Annotated in this window: 14 protein-coding genes and 2 pseudogenes; 12 read left to right on the top strand and 4 right to left on the bottom strand. The window is 52.3% G+C overall.

What is annotated here, in order from left to right; all coding sequences use genetic code 11:
* The first annotated feature begins 39 nt into the window (after positions 1-39).
* On the top strand, positions 40-1,275 hold the full coding sequence (locus PMI17_RS00715; protein WP_007885074.1) for an MFS transporter: 1,236 nt from the start codon (positions 40-42) through the stop codon (positions 1,273-1,275).
* A 125-nt stretch (positions 1,276-1,400) separates the two neighbouring features.
* Here PMI17_RS00715 and PMI17_RS00710 read toward each other — a convergent pair whose 3' ends face one another.
* Positions 1,401-1,973, bottom strand: coding sequence for a TetR/AcrR family transcriptional regulator (locus PMI17_RS00710; protein WP_007885073.1), 573 nt, complete (start codon positions 1,971-1,973; stop codon positions 1,401-1,403).
* Between the two features lie 94 nt (positions 1,974-2,067).
* Here PMI17_RS00710 and PMI17_RS00705 point away from each other — a divergent pair, with 94 nt between their 5' ends.
* The 11 genes and pseudogenes from PMI17_RS00705 to PMI17_RS25625 form a co-directional block, all read left to right on the top strand.
* Entirely contained in the window at positions 2,068-2,961 is an 894-nt protein-coding gene (locus PMI17_RS00705) for an ABC transporter six-transmembrane domain-containing protein (RefSeq protein WP_007885072.1), read from the top strand.
* A gap of 39 nt (positions 2,962-3,000) precedes the next feature.
* Positions 3,001-3,136: pseudogene (locus tag PMI17_RS25635) on the top strand (ASCH domain-containing protein); the annotation flags it as partial.
* A 224-nt stretch (positions 3,137-3,360) separates the two neighbouring features.
* The gene (locus PMI17_RS00700) at positions 3,361-4,170 is read left to right on the top strand and encodes a helix-turn-helix transcriptional regulator (protein WP_007885071.1); all 810 of its coding nucleotides are present in this window, start codon (positions 3,361-3,363) and stop codon (positions 4,168-4,170) included.
* A 97-nt stretch (positions 4,171-4,267) separates the two neighbouring features.
* Complete coding sequence (locus tag PMI17_RS00695; RefSeq protein ID WP_007885070.1) at positions 4,268-5,683, top strand: NAD-dependent succinate-semialdehyde dehydrogenase; 1,416 nt, start codon at positions 4,268-4,270, stop codon at positions 5,681-5,683.
* A gap of 325 nt (positions 5,684-6,008) precedes the next feature.
* Positions 6,009-6,689 carry a type 1 glutamine amidotransferase domain-containing protein gene (locus tag PMI17_RS00690; protein WP_007885069.1) on the top strand — a complete coding sequence of 227 codons (681 nt, stop codon included), beginning with the start codon at positions 6,009-6,011 and terminating at the stop codon, positions 6,687-6,689.
* Positions 6,690-6,780: 91 nt separating this feature from the next.
* Complete coding sequence (locus PMI17_RS00685) at positions 6,781-7,536, top strand: alpha/beta hydrolase (RefSeq protein ID WP_007885067.1); 756 nt, start codon at positions 6,781-6,783, stop codon at positions 7,534-7,536.
* Positions 7,537-7,629: 93 nt separating this feature from the next.
* The gene (locus PMI17_RS00680; protein WP_007885066.1) at positions 7,630-7,890 is read left to right on the top strand and encodes a YdgH/BhsA/McbA-like domain containing protein; all 261 of its coding nucleotides are present in this window, start codon (positions 7,630-7,632) and stop codon (positions 7,888-7,890) included.
* Between the two features lie 212 nt (positions 7,891-8,102).
* Positions 8,103-9,260, top strand: coding sequence for an alkene reductase (locus PMI17_RS00675; RefSeq protein WP_007885065.1), 1,158 nt, complete (start codon positions 8,103-8,105; stop codon positions 9,258-9,260).
* Positions 9,253-9,993 carry an SDR family oxidoreductase gene (locus PMI17_RS00670; protein ID WP_007885064.1) on the top strand — a complete coding sequence of 247 codons (741 nt, stop codon included), beginning with the start codon at positions 9,253-9,255 and terminating at the stop codon, positions 9,991-9,993. The genes PMI17_RS00675 and PMI17_RS00670 overlap by 8 nt, the downstream gene beginning before the upstream one ends.
* 651 nt (positions 9,994-10,644) lie before the next feature.
* On the top strand, positions 10,645-11,184 hold the full coding sequence (locus PMI17_RS25630) for a hypothetical protein (RefSeq protein ID WP_007885063.1): 540 nt from the start codon (positions 10,645-10,647) through the stop codon (positions 11,182-11,184).
* A gap of 18 nt (positions 11,185-11,202) precedes the next feature.
* Positions 11,203-11,811, top strand: a pseudogene (locus PMI17_RS25625) (glycosyltransferase); the annotation flags it as partial.
* A 4-nt stretch (positions 11,812-11,815) separates the two neighbouring features.
* Here PMI17_RS25625 and PMI17_RS00660 read toward each other — a convergent pair.
* From PMI17_RS00660 to chaB, 3 genes are all read right to left on the bottom strand, one after another.
* Complete coding sequence (locus PMI17_RS00660; RefSeq protein WP_036619820.1) at positions 11,816-12,631, bottom strand: cytochrome c oxidase assembly protein; 816 nt, start codon at positions 12,629-12,631, stop codon at positions 11,816-11,818.
* On the bottom strand, positions 12,628-13,104 hold the full coding sequence (locus tag PMI17_RS00655; protein WP_007885056.1) for a DUF2243 domain-containing protein: 477 nt from the start codon (positions 13,102-13,104) through the stop codon (positions 12,628-12,630). The genes PMI17_RS00660 and PMI17_RS00655 overlap by 4 nt, the downstream gene beginning before the upstream one ends.
* A gap of 78 nt (positions 13,105-13,182) precedes the next feature.
* A complete protein-coding gene (gene chaB, locus PMI17_RS00650) occupies positions 13,183-13,416 on the bottom strand; it encodes a putative cation transport regulator ChaB (protein WP_007885055.1) in 234 nt (77 codons plus the stop codon).
* Positions 13,417-13,749 lie beyond the last annotated feature (333 nt).

The following is a 13,749-nucleotide window of genomic DNA, read 5'->3' as shown; positions in this document are numbered from 1 at the left end:
GACTTCGACCTTTAAAGCTATTGAGAAGGAAAAACGGGAATGACAAACGAAGTCTGTGTGAATACGCACGAGGAAGTCTTAGACCGTGATGAGCAAATTCGGCCTGCCTGGCGGGCGGTGTTTTCGTTAACCATGGGCGTATTTGGCTTGCTAACCGCAGAATACTTACCGGCGAGTTTATTAACGCCCATGGCGCAGGATTTTCAGGTGTCAGAATCACTTACAGGTCAGGCCGTCACGATTACGGCGTTAATTGCGTTATTTGCCGGGTTAATGGTCCCGCGCCTGACGCGTGCGATGAATCGGCGCACCATATTGTTAAGTTTTACGGTGTTGATGATCGTTTCAAATGTGCTGGTGGCGCTATCTACAAGCATCGTTATGTTGCTGGCGATGCGCGTTTTGCTGGGGATCGCTCTCGGTGGATTCTGGAGCATGGCGGCGGCGGTGGCAATGCGACTGGTGCCTGAGAGGTTAGTACCGCGCGCACTGTCGATTATTTTTAGTGGTATCGCGTTAGGCACCGTTGTGGCTGTCCCTCTGGGAAGCTACATTGGCGGCCTTTTTGGCTGGCGTAGCGCCTTTTTTGTCGCCGCTGCAGTCGGGGCAATCACCTTAATTTTTCAGTGGTTCACGCTTCCCGGTATGGCGCCGGTTGTTCGGGGTAAAACAGCATCGGTTTATTCTCTTCTGCAGCGGCCTGGCGTTAGCGTGGGGATGCTGGGCTGTGTGCTGGCACACACCGGGCAGTATGCGCTTTTTACCTACATACGTCCGGCACTTGAAACGCTCGCGCATGTTGGAAGTGAAACACTTGCGCTAATTTTGCTGGGATTTGGACTGGCTAATTTTGTTGGGACGCTAGCGGCAGGATGGTTGATGGAACGAAGCTTACGCCTGACGCTGATCGTGATGCCCACGTTAGTAGGGGCGGCTGCACTCGCTATGTTAACCCTGCCGGTATCACTAACAAGACTTACTCTGCTGGTTATGTTGTGGGGCTTTGCATTTGGCGGCGTGCCGGTAGCCTGGTCCAGCTGGGTAGCGCGTGCTTTACCCGATGAGGCTGAGAGTGCAGGAGGAATGGTGGTTGCCGCCGTTCAATCCTCAATTGCCATCGGTGCCGCTATTGGGGGACTGGTTTATGGCATAAGCGGCATCACCGGAGTATTCCTCACCGCGGGATGCATAATGCTGGTTGCGGCAATGGTTATTGCCTATCGGGTCAGGGTATCCCCAGTCGTGACCGGTACCGGAAGCCGGTCATTTCACTAAAACCAACGGCAGGTTTACAGGTAAATGCCTGACCTGCCAATTATCTCACCGTTCATTGCTCTCACTCACGGCAGCATGAAGGGTGATGAGTGGATAACCCGATGATTCTGTTAGCAGAAAAAATCCTAAAGAGTGAGTTGGATAAACGCCTGTATATCTTCGACAGCTTCGCGGTGCTTTGCCGGGCTAGGGTTTATTGTGAGGCTATCGGCATATCCGTTAAGCAAAGCGCCAAGTTGCCGGGTAAAACGCGCGGTTTCAACAGGTCGGTAAATGCCAGCGGCGATACCTTGCTCAACGATCTCGGTGATGAAAATCGTCCACTTTTGAAGTAATAGTTCTGCCAGTTCAGCAAATGCGCTATCGCGTCCCGCCATTTGCCACAGGGAACCGTAAAGCTGCCAGGCGGCGTCTGGGGCATCCGGTAGATAATTTTCAATAACCGTAATCAGTTTTTCGGTGGGTGATATGGATTCTATGGATCGTGAAAAAGTATCCAGCTCATTCTGCATATATCTTGTCAGAGCTTCTATACATAGCGTCTGCCAGTCGCTGAAATAATAATAGATATGGCTGCGTGAGATAGAGAGCCGCTCGGTCAGTTCGCGCGTTGAGACATTCTCAATACCTTTCTCTGCGAATAGCAAAGCAGCGCCGTCCAATATACGTGCTTTAAGCGCTTCCTTTATTTCTTTCATGGCATGGCTCCGTTGACTTTGAGCAGTTGCTCAAATAGACTGCGATTCTAAATTTGAGCACATGCTCAAATTAATATTAACAGAAAATGGACCTATGCAAACGCATGATATTACTGATCCGGTCAAAGTAACCGGCAGCGCGGTACAAACGCTTAAACGACTTGGACGCCGTCATAGCAAAAAGCTTTTCTTTACCCTCATGCTCGTTATCGCCGAAAACCTGACCTATCTGCTCTATCCACTGCTGGCCGGCTTTGCCATAAATGCAATCGTCGCCGGTAAGGCATGGCATGCAGTATTTTATGCGCTGATGGTTTTTACCATGTGGGTGATTGGTGCCGCCCGGCGCAGCCTGGATACGCGCACATTCGCAAGGATATACGCCGAACTGGCAGTGCCGGTTATTCTTGCCCAGCGTCGGGAAAATCATAGCCATTCCACGATCGCCGCCCGCGTTGCGCTTTCAAGAGAATTCGTCGACTTCTTTGAAAAACATCTGCCGGTATTGATTACCTCCCTGGCTTCAATTACCGGGGCGGCATTCATGCTGCTCGCGATTGAATTTTGGTCCGGGATCGCCTGTTTGGCCGTATTGCTATTCTTTTCGTTTTTCCTGCCCGGATATACGCGTAAAAATGAGGCGCTTTTTTACCGGCTTAATGACCGACTGGAAAAAGAAGTGGGCTTTGTCAGCAGTGCCCCGGTTGCCTCTTTGAGCAGGCATTATCGGGTAATTGCGGGGCTGCGTATCCGCCTGTCAGATCGTGAAGCGATGGGATATCTTTCTATCGGGGCGGTCACCGCGTTGTTATTTGCTATGACTATTTTCACTATGGCACTCCGAGGCGGGACCGACGCTGGTCACATTTACTCCGTCATGACCTATCTCTGGATGTTCGCGATGAGCCTTGACGATGCGCCACAGTTGCTTGAAAAATATTCGCAGCTTAAAGATATAGGTAAACGAGTGAATACCGATCTTATCTGAAGCGCGGACTGTTAACGTAATATTCAATTAGCATGTTAAGCGCGTAAAGAAGGTGAAAGGAATTTGAGCCTTGAATACTGGAGAGCAGAGCATAAAGCTTTTTACCAGAGCAGGTTTTTACTCTGAAGATATGGAGCTAGTTGCAGAAGAATATGAGGTTATTGAAGCGCTATAATTCAACTAATTGATAAATAAAATCCTGGCGGTGTTGCTACAGCCATTTTTTAATAATTACCATCCTGTATGGTGTCACCCATTTTAAACAGCATGGCAGTCAGTTAATTCTCTCAGCAGAGCGAGTCTCTCTGCTGAGATGAAAATTTAAGGAAAACCTTTTTTTCTGTTAACTGCTGATATAAAAATAGCTGTCGAAACATTCTTATTCAGGGGCTTAGCATCATGGTCAAAAAGACCACTCAGGAGCAGCGTCGCGAGCTGGGTGCATTTCTTCTCAGTCGCCGGGCTAGATTGGATCCAGAAGCGTTCGGCATGCCAAAGGGCACCCGCCGCACGCCGGGATTACGCCGTGAAGAAGTAGCCATGCTGGCTGGTGTGAGCGTCAGCTGGTACACCTGGCTGGAACAGGGCCGTGAAATCAAGCCTTCCTCTGAAGCGCTGCAGCGTATTGCAAAGGTGCTCAGATTAAACCGCGTAGAGTCATCGCATCTTTTTGCCCTTTCACCGCGTGAGGAGCCGGAACCGCGTCAGGTGGATATGGGTGTCAGCGATGGGCTCGACATGCTGGTTCGCGCCATCAATCCAATCCCTGCATACGTGCGCAATGCGCGTCTGGATATTCTGGCGTGGAATGACGCCATCGCCGACCTTTTCATTGATTACAGTTCATTGCAGCCGCACGAACGAAATACACTGCGCCTGCTGTTTCTCTACCAGCCTTATCGGACGCTGATTCTGGACTGGGAGCAGATGGCGCGCGGAATGATTTCCGTATTCCGTGCATCGCGCGCGCGGGCGCAGAACAAAGCGCATTTCGACGCCCTGATCGATGAACTGAGCGAGCAGTCACCTGAATTTCGGGAGTGGTGGCAGGATACCGACGTACAGGGCATGAGTGAGGGGAGTAAAAGGCTGGCACATCCCACCTCAGGACACATTGAATTCACCTATGTCGCCCTGACGCCAGAGGGCAGACCCGATCTTTCACTGGTAACCTACATTCCCAGACATGTTGCCAGTGACCATCAGTAATAGGATAACAACACGCCTTCCTGAGATTTTTGGGCGCACTTAAGATGGATTTCAGGCAGCACAATCATGCTGCACCCATCACTCAGGAGGCTTCAAAATGACATCTCAATCTGCTAATCCAGTTTCATCTGACATCACCTTTGCGGTATCACGTAATCCGGCGACCGATGAATTCATTGCTAATTATGCCTACCAGACCACTGAAGAAGTGGAAGCGCTGCTGGAACAGAATGCGGCCGCGTTTCGCCTGTGGCGCGCCACCCCTTTACGCGAACGTGTTACGGCTTACCGCCGTCTGTCGCAGATTCTGCGCGAACGCACTGATTTACTGGCCGGGTTGATCACCGCTGAGATGGGCAAAACCTTCTCAGCAGCCCGCGCGGAAGTCGAGAAATGCGCGGCCACGTTAGACTGGATTGCAGACAACGGTCCATCAGTGCTGGCTGACGAACCGGTGTCTGTCGATAACGGCGACCAGGTTTATGTCTCCTATTTACCGGTGGGATCAATCCTGGCGGTGATGCCGTGGAACTTCCCGCTGTGGCAGGTTATCCGCGCATCCGGCCCCATCATGCTCTCCGGCAACGGCTTTATTCTCAAGCATGCTCCTAACGTCATGGGATCGGCCTATGCCCTGCAGGATGCTTATGAAAGCGCAGGTTTTCCTGCTGGCCTGTTTACCAACCTGGTGACGGACAATGATACGGTGGCGCGCGTCATTGAAGATGACCGTGTCGCCGCAGTAACCCTGACGGGAAGCATGCGAGCAGGATCTGCCGTAGCGGCTATTGCGGGCAGAGCGCTGAAAAAGAGTCTGCTTGAGCTGGGCGGTTCAGATGCTTTTATTGTTCTTGCTGATGCGGATATCGATCAGGCAGTGCGTGCCGCCGTTGAAGCCCGCTTCCAGAACGCAGGTCAGGTCTGCCTGGCGGCAAAACGGTTTATCCTGGAAGCGCCCATCGCGGAGGCGTTTACGCAAAAATTTATCGCTGCGGTTAGCCAGCTGAAAGTGGGTGATCCGATGGATCCTCAGACCCGCGTTGGCCCAATGGCCAGAAAGGATCTGCGCGATGAGCTTCATCATCAGGTTGAGCGTACGCTGGAAGCCGGGGCAACGCTCCTGCTGGGCGGACACAAACTGGAAGGAAGCGGTAATTTCTACGCGCCTACGGTGCTGGGTAACGTGGTACCGGGTATGGCCGCTTTTGACGAGGAAACCTTTGGTCCCGTTGCGGCTATCACGATTGCGGATAATGCTGAGCACGCCATTGAACTGGCAAACACCAGCGACTACGGTCTGGGTGGTAACCTCTGGACGGCGGATATTCAGCGTGGACAGCGGATGGCCCGGCGTCTGGAAACGGGCGGCGTGTTCATTAACGGTTTTTCTGCCACTAACGCCCGCATTCCTGTCGGCGGCGTGAAAAAAAGTGGTTACGGCCGTGAGCTGTCCCACTTCGGGTTGCGCGAATTCACGAATGCGCAGGCTGTCTGGGCAAAAGAGCTGGACTGAGTCTGCGACAATGACGTTTCTTCTGTAGAACCGGCTTGCGCAATGGTTTGATGTTACTGTGAAAATACCGAAGCCGTTCTACGTCATAATTGTTTTAAAAAGAAATCTGAACATGACATACAATCTTTGTAGACGACCGGTCTAATTGATGTTAGTTTGGTTTCACGGCAACTGTCAGGGCAAACGAGGTTGCTTAAAATCGGGGGCAATTGCATAGCCATCAGGTTTAAGCAAAGCAACCGTCAGCACCAGGACAGGAAATGCAGCAAGTTTATAGACGACTGGTCTAATTGAATATCACAAATCGACATACTGGAGAATGACAATGAAAGTTTTAATGGTACTGACCTCACACGACACGCTGGGCAATACCGGCCGTAAAACCGGCTTCTGGCTCGAAGAGCTGGCCGCTCCTTACTACGCCTTTAAGGACGCCGGTGCGGAAATCGTGCTGGCCTCACCGAAGGGGGGTAACCCACCGCTGGATCCAAAAAGCAATGAGCCGGACTTCCAGACCGAGCTTACGCACCGCTTTGAAGCCGATACTGACGCCATGGCGCAGCTGGCGACCACCGTCCGCCTCGACAGTGTGTCTCAGGCCGAGTTCGACACCGTGTTTTATCCGGGTGGCCACGGTCCGCTGTGGGACCTGGCGGAAGATAAGGATTCTATCGCGCTAATTGAATCTTTCTTTGCCGCTTCAAAAAACGTGGCGTTCGTCTGCCATGCACCTGGCGTACTGCGTCACGTGAAAACGCCGGAAGGCAGACCGCTGGTCGAAGGACGCAAGGTCACCGGCTTCACTAACACTGAAGAAGAGGCGGTAGGCCTGACCCACGTGGTGCCATTCCTGGTCGAGGATGAGCTGATTGCGAAGGGCGGTATTTATTCCAAAGGCGCGGACTGGAGCTCATATGTGGTTACTGATGGTCTTTTGATCACCGGTCAGAACCCGACCTCATCAGCAGCAACCGCAGCGCAGCTGATCAAACAGCTGGCACAGTGATATGACTCCGGCCGGCTGCGGGGGATTGCCCAGCAACTCTCTCAGCACCCGGTACAGCAAACTCAACCTGTTTATGAAAGAGAGATAAAAAATGTTCAAAAAAACTGTCGCTTCAGCCGCTTTAAGCCTGGTTCTGTCTGTCTATGCTCAGTCATCGCTGGCCGAGCCGGTTAAAAATATCGTTCTGGTCCATGGGGCTTTCGTTGATGGCTCCGGCTGGAACCCGATCGCCCGCATTCTGCATAAAGAGGGCTACAAGGTGTCGATTGTTCAGGAGCCGCAGACCTCCCTGGCAGACGACGTGGCCGCAACAAAACGCGTACTGAAAATGCAGAGCGGCAAAACGCTGCTGGTCGGACACAGCTACGGCGGCATGATTATCAGCGATGCGGGTAATGACCCGTCGGTGGCAGGGCTGGTCTACATCGCAGCGATGCAGCCGGAAAAAGGGGACTCGCTGCTGAGCCTGGCAAAAAAATACCCGCCCGCCGCGCATTCGATTGCTGAAACGGACGATCATTTCCTCTATCTGAAACCTGAGTCGTTCCACGCGGACTTTGCCGCCGATCTGCCGGAAAAAGAGACCGCGCTGCTGGCACAGTCTCAGGTCATGCCCGCGGTGGCGGCCTTCAGTGCGACCGCTGGCGAACCGGCGTGGAAGCATAAGCCGAGCTGGGCTGTGGTAGCGACGGAAGACCGCGCCATCAACCCGCAGCTGGAACGTTTTATGGCCGAGCGTGCCGGCAGCAAGGTGACCGAACTGAAAGGTAACCACGCAATTTATGCCTCACAGCCCGGTAAGATTGCGGCCGTGATTGAAAAGGCAGCACAGAGTTTGTCGCACTAAATGTTCGTAACTTAACGCCGGAGCCACTAAGCGGTCCCGGCCAAAAATTCTCTCTACTACTCAAATCACTTTACTGACTGAAAGGAAAATATCATGAAAATCATGACTAAAGCTGTTGCACTGTTCGCCATCTCTACCGCTTCATTACCTGCATTTGCCGCTAATCAGGTTCAGGATCAACCTGCTGGCGAGCAACGTATCGGCGTCATCTCAGCCTCGGCTGCCGGAAGCAATCTGAGTGAACTGATAAACCGACTCGATGCGAAAGCGACAGCCGAAGGTGCCGGATCCTATCGCGTGGTTTCTGCCGGCGGTCGCAATTATCTTTACGGCACGGCGGAAATTTACAAGTAAGCATGAGGTATCAGTGTTGGAATCTAGCGGGTGGGCTATATCACCTGAGCTGAAAATCTTCATCACGGGGAAATTTCCGGATGTATTTACTAGTCGACTGATCTCATTGTTGGTTGATTGAAGAGATGAAAATAGCCGATCGGCCTAGGGTTACGTTATTACTAGTCGACCGGTCTAATGTGATTTTTTTGCAGAGATACTGGAGAATAGAAATGCAACATGAAGCGTTGTTTCATCCGATAAACCTCGGTCCCTATACCCTGAAAAACCGGATTGTATTCCCTCCGCTGACGCGCCAGCGCAGCGGCCAGCCTGGCGATCTGCCAACCGGCCTGATGGCAGAATATTATCAGCAACGTGCCGGCGCGGGCTTTATGGTCAGCGAAGGAACTCAGATTGAACCGCGCGGTCAGGGTTATGCCTGGACACCGGGCATTTACAGCGAAGCGCAGATTGAGGGATGGCAAAAAGTCACGGATGCCGTGCACGCCAGCGGAGGTGTGATATTCGCCCAGCTCTGGCACGTTGGCCGCGTTTCCCATACGTCACTGCAGCCTGAAAATGGCGCACCGCTGGCACCGTCGGCCATTCAGGCTGAAAAAGTTAAGGCATTTATTGAAACTGGGCCAGGGACCGGAACGCTCGTTTCACCCTCCGCGCCGCGTGAACTGGGAATCGCGGACATTCAGGAACTGGTGGAGCTTTACGTTCAGGCTGCCAGAAACGCGATTCGTGCCGGCTTTGATGGTGTGGAAATCCATGCGGCCAACGGCTACCTGGTGAACCAGTTTATTTCTGAACATGCCAATCATCGTCAGGATGCTTACGGCGGCTCACTCGAAAACCGTCTGCGGTTCCTGCGTGAAATTGTGCAAGCTGTCAGCGCGGCTGTCGGTGCCAATCGCCTCGGTGTGCGATTCACCCCGTTATTTACCAGTACCGACGAAGATCGCGTTTATATCGGTCTGGTGGAGAGCGATCCGCATACGACCTACGTGGAAGCGGTGAAAGTCCTCGAAAGCGCAGGCGTTGCCTACGTTTCAATTGCTGAAGCGGACTGGGACAACGCACCGGATATGCCAGAGGCCTTCCGACGTGAGATACGCCGTGTGTTCAGTGGCCGCATCATTTATGCCGGACGTTACACAGCAGAGCGTGCAGAAAAAATGATCCGCAGCAATTATGCCGATCTGATTGCGTTTGGCAGACCCTTTGTGGCGAACCCTGACTTACCGGCACGGATTGCCAACGGCTGGCCGCTTAACGCGCTAAATGCCGCGCGTCTCTACGGTGGTTCTGAGGAAGGCTTTACTGATTATCCAGTTTACCCACCTGCAACGTCAGTAATTATGGAGAATACCCATGAATAACGGTATCGAAGGCAAAGTCATTCTTATCACCGGCGGTAATTCGGGTATTGGTGCTGAAGTTGCTCGACTGTTGGCGATGCGGGGCGCAAAAATCGCCGTTGCGGCACGCAGACAGTCAAAAACGGATCAGGTTGTACAGGAGATTACCGACGGCGGTCATGTCGCCCGCGGTTATCAGCTGGATGTTACCGATAAGCACCAGTTTGAAGCCGTCGTCGCAGAGGTGGTCAGCGATTTTGGCCAGCTGGACGTGCTGATTAATAACGCGGGTCTGATGCCGATCCGCCCTATGTCTGAAGTGAATACTGACGAATGGGATGCCATGATCGACGTCAACCTGAAAGGGACACTTTATGGTATCGCCGCTGCGCTGCCGCGCTTTCAGGCTCAGGAGAGTGGACATATCATTAACCTGAGTTCAGTGGCGGGCATCAAAGTCTTTGCGCCTGGAGGCACGGTGTACTCCGGAACGAAATTTGCGGTCAGAGCCATATCGGATGGTCTGCGTCAGGAGATAGGCGGCAACATCCGCGTCACCTGTATTGAACCCGGTGCGGTGGAGAGTGATTTAAAATACTCCACGACCGGCACGGCCGCCGAAAATGTTCTGGCGTTCTACAAACAGGCTATCCCTGCCTCGTCGGTAGCGCGGGCCATTGCGTTTGCGATTGAACAGCCTGCGGATGTAGACATTAATGAAATCGTGCTTCGCCCGACTCGTCAGGAGTTCTAACCGCTTCACGTTGGCTGCCGCTGCAGCTAATTGTTCAGCCGGCCCAGTATATGGGCCGCAGCGTCAGGAGATAAGCTGTCAGGATACATGACAGAGTATTTTTGCCATCAGGTACAGAAACGTTGGGATATCCCTGCTGAAGGAGTAATCGGGGTTTATCGCCTTGCGGGCAATCAGTCCGTCAATACCCTTCCTGGTCCAATCATTACCACATGCCTGGCCTACCAGCCCTTAGCACCGAGGGCACTCGTAATCTAAATAGCAGCATTAGATTTGGATGCTCCGGCCGATGCGGGTTTTCAGGCATTAATGACAGTCGATATAGCAACCTGAATTTTAAATTTTCGGTGGTACTTTCTCTCCCGAAGTTTTCCGGAATGTCAGTAAATGCCTGCAGTTACACGCCTTTCTCTGGTGGGCCCGCGCATAATTAAGCATATCGGAATGTCAGCCAGCGCCATTTATGTGCAGCCCTGCACCTGAATCGGCGCAGCTTCTCGAAACAGCGTGGAGGTGCCTTGGACGTCTTGTTCATTACTCAACGCTACGTCCGCTTTTAAAACGCGCAAGCACTTGCACGTCCTTACAAACTCAATGGTTGTTGATTAATTCTGAAACTGATTTTTTTCACACTCGCCAGCAGGGGGAAGGATGAAGATTATCGTGGGGGGCAAGGGCTACCCGGAAAAGAGAAACATCATCACAGACCCTTCACATCGCTATCTGGATTACCGGTCCAGAAACATATGGACCTGGATCAACGTCATAAGGCAGCGCTTGCTGCACCAAAATAAACTCTTTATTTTCCGCCCGCTGCCCCTGATGTCTTCAGTTGATGCGGACATTATCCACCTTTTCAACGAAGTCTCTTCGGGCCCTGGCGACTGGGTAGCGACATTTGAAACCGAACTGCCTCGTGTTCTGCCCGTCGGTGGAATAGTGAAATTTGACAACCCCGAGCTGGCGCGCGAACTCCGGTATGTTTGCTCTTCGCGCTGCAAAGGCATCATCGCTATCTCAGAAGCCACACGGCAAATCCAGCTGCGGCTGCTGGAGCATTTCCCCAGAGAGCAGGCCATCATCGGGCCTAAACTGCACGTACTGCACCCCCCGAAGCCGGTGATACAGGAAAAAAGCGCTACGGTTCAGGAAGGTCCGCTGACTTTTATCTTCGTGGGTAAGGAGTTCTAGCGCAAGGGAGGGGCAGAAGTTATTCTGGCCGTTAGCCAGCTGTTAAGGGAAAACATGATAAGCATGAACGACGTGCGCGTAAATATGGTGGGGGATCCTGGCAGGACGCATAACGTGGCCCACCAGGAATTCCAGGACGATGCCGCTTTTCGGGCAAGCATAGAGAACACGCTACGTGAATGCCCGATATTCCGGCACCATACATCGCTCAGCAACGACGCGGTGCTGGAGCTGATTAAGACCTCTGACGTTGGGCTACTTCCCACCTGGCAGGAGACCTACGGCTTTTCCGTTCTGGAAATGCAGGCCTGCGGCTGCCCGGTGATTACGACTAACGTCAGAGCCCTGCCGGAAATCAATCCGGAAAATGCCGGCTGGCTTATCCGCTGCCCCCTGAACAGTATGTCGGAGCTGACGGTAGGAGCGCTCAGCGACAAAACGGTACTGAGAAGTGCCATCGTTAGTCAGCTGAAAGCCCACATTTTGCAGATCATCAGTGACAGAAATGCCGTCAAAGAACGTTCTATACAGTCTGTCGCGCGCATCCGTCGGGAGCACGATCCGGTGGTGTTCAGAGAGCGGCTCAGTGCGATATATAGGGATTTTGACCCAGAAAAAAAGAAATAAAACGTCACTCTTCATTGCGCGCACGCGCAACTCTGGTTGCCATAAAATCAGGCAATACACTGCGCTGCCTGAACCAGGCCGCAAAGAAACCTGTCACCAGCAAGAGTTCAGCCAGATCACCGCCGTAGTACATCCATTGTGCCGCAGACTGCACCTCATTCAGGCTGCCAGACATCCCCTGTGGATATCCGTATCCGTACATCAATTTGCCAAGAACAGCATGCGCCGCTGTTGCCAGAAAAACGACCACCAGTCGCAAACTTCTTGAGGGACGATGAGGTGCCGGATCGGGCCCGGCAATGGACCAGGTAAACAAATAGCCAGACAGAACAAAATGCAGATGCATAAGTACAAATAAAACCGGATGGGACATGCTCAGACTAAATAAAGGCGTGAGGTAAAGCAGATACATTCCGCCGATATCCAGAATGGCTGCGGTGACGGGATGAATAAGCAGTCTGATCGGTGGCAACCGCATAATATTCATGAACCGGTGTGCCCCCGATTTCGTCAAACTTAGGATTAGCAGCGTGCCGGGTGCACCGAACACTAATCCGAGCGGGCCAAACATCCCCAGCAACAGGTGCTGAAACATATGACCGCGCAGATCATGATGTGCCCAGGGCGCGACCGGCGGCAGCACGGCTATCACAATTAGCATGATACCCGCAGTGAAACTCGCCATGCGCCAGCCGCTCCATCCTGCTGCCTCACGCCTGCGAAAGGCGGATATGGCATAGAGGCATAGCAGACACAGTGGTAAGAGGGTAAGCAACAAGACCAGCACAGAGGAACCCGGGGGTGGGCCATGATGGATCATCTCCTCCAAGGGGTACCCTCCGTTCTTCGTGCTCGTCGGTACAAAAGCCAGCCAGCTAACAGCATCAGCAGTCCCGCGCCATTCCACACCAGGTCATAGGTCAACAAATCATCCACATAACGTATTTGATGAAGTCTGAGTAGCTTGTGGTCGACAATGCCGTCGAAAATCTGAAAACCTCCCAGACCCGTAAAGAAACCGGACCATGCAGACAGTCTGCACAGGCTCTGGTCGCGGATGAGGTTAAGCATCATGAAGGCGCCCGCTACAAAGGCGATGAGTTCGGCAGAATGTAGTAACCCATCGGAAAATAGACCATAAGCGGGAGTGCCCCAGTCAAAGAAGTGATGCCAGGCCAGCAGCTGATGAAATATGATCTCATCCACTGATGCCATCACGCCAATACCCAGCGGAACGGCAGAAAGGAAAGAACGTTTAAGGTCGCGATATTGAGTCCGGTTGGTTAATGACAAATCAGTCTCCATGAAGGGGGGCTTTACAGGTGAACTCAGGCTGGGTTGTACCAGCCTTGCATGGAACCTAGGGCCTGCTCAGGATTTCTTTTTATGCCATTTATCGTCGCTGCCTTTTTCGTACGTATGCTTGACCGCAGCCCAGGCCACTTTATGTGACACTTCTTCCCGCGAGCTGTCATCCTTACGGTCTTTTTTATCTTTATACTCATCCCACGCGCTGTTAAAAGCCGCAAGGTAAATATCCTGCGCATGTGCAGGAAGGACATGTCTGACGCTATCTGGCAGGGAATTTCGGGATTTATAGGGCATCTATGGCTTCCTTTGATTAGAGACTTAAGCCTGGTTCACTTGTGAAAATTTTCAAAGTCCATGTATGCGATTGAGGTCAATGTTGTGGGGCCTGGTTTCCAGAGCTGAGGGAGTTTGATCATCCGGCACGTAACAATCATAGCTGTTCAAAGAGTAATGCTGATGATGCACCGATATGAGCGATAACTAAAAATTCGCTGCGTTTTAGTCTGCTGCCCCTATGGTTTGCTTCCAGTCAATAATGAGCGACCAGTACATATAATTAGTTCTGCTCATTCTTATTAATAAATATTTGCATATTGAACTAGTCTGCCATTATTGGGCTCAACGTCC

Origin of the sequence: Pantoea sp. GM01 (genome assembly GCF_000282675.1) — a bacterium.
In the GTDB taxonomy this organism is placed as follows: Bacteria; Pseudomonadota; Gammaproteobacteria; order Enterobacterales; family Enterobacteriaceae; genus Pantoea; species Pantoea nemavictus.
Note: the sequence above shows the minus strand (reverse complement) of the source record. Positions and strands in the feature narration are given on the sequence as shown.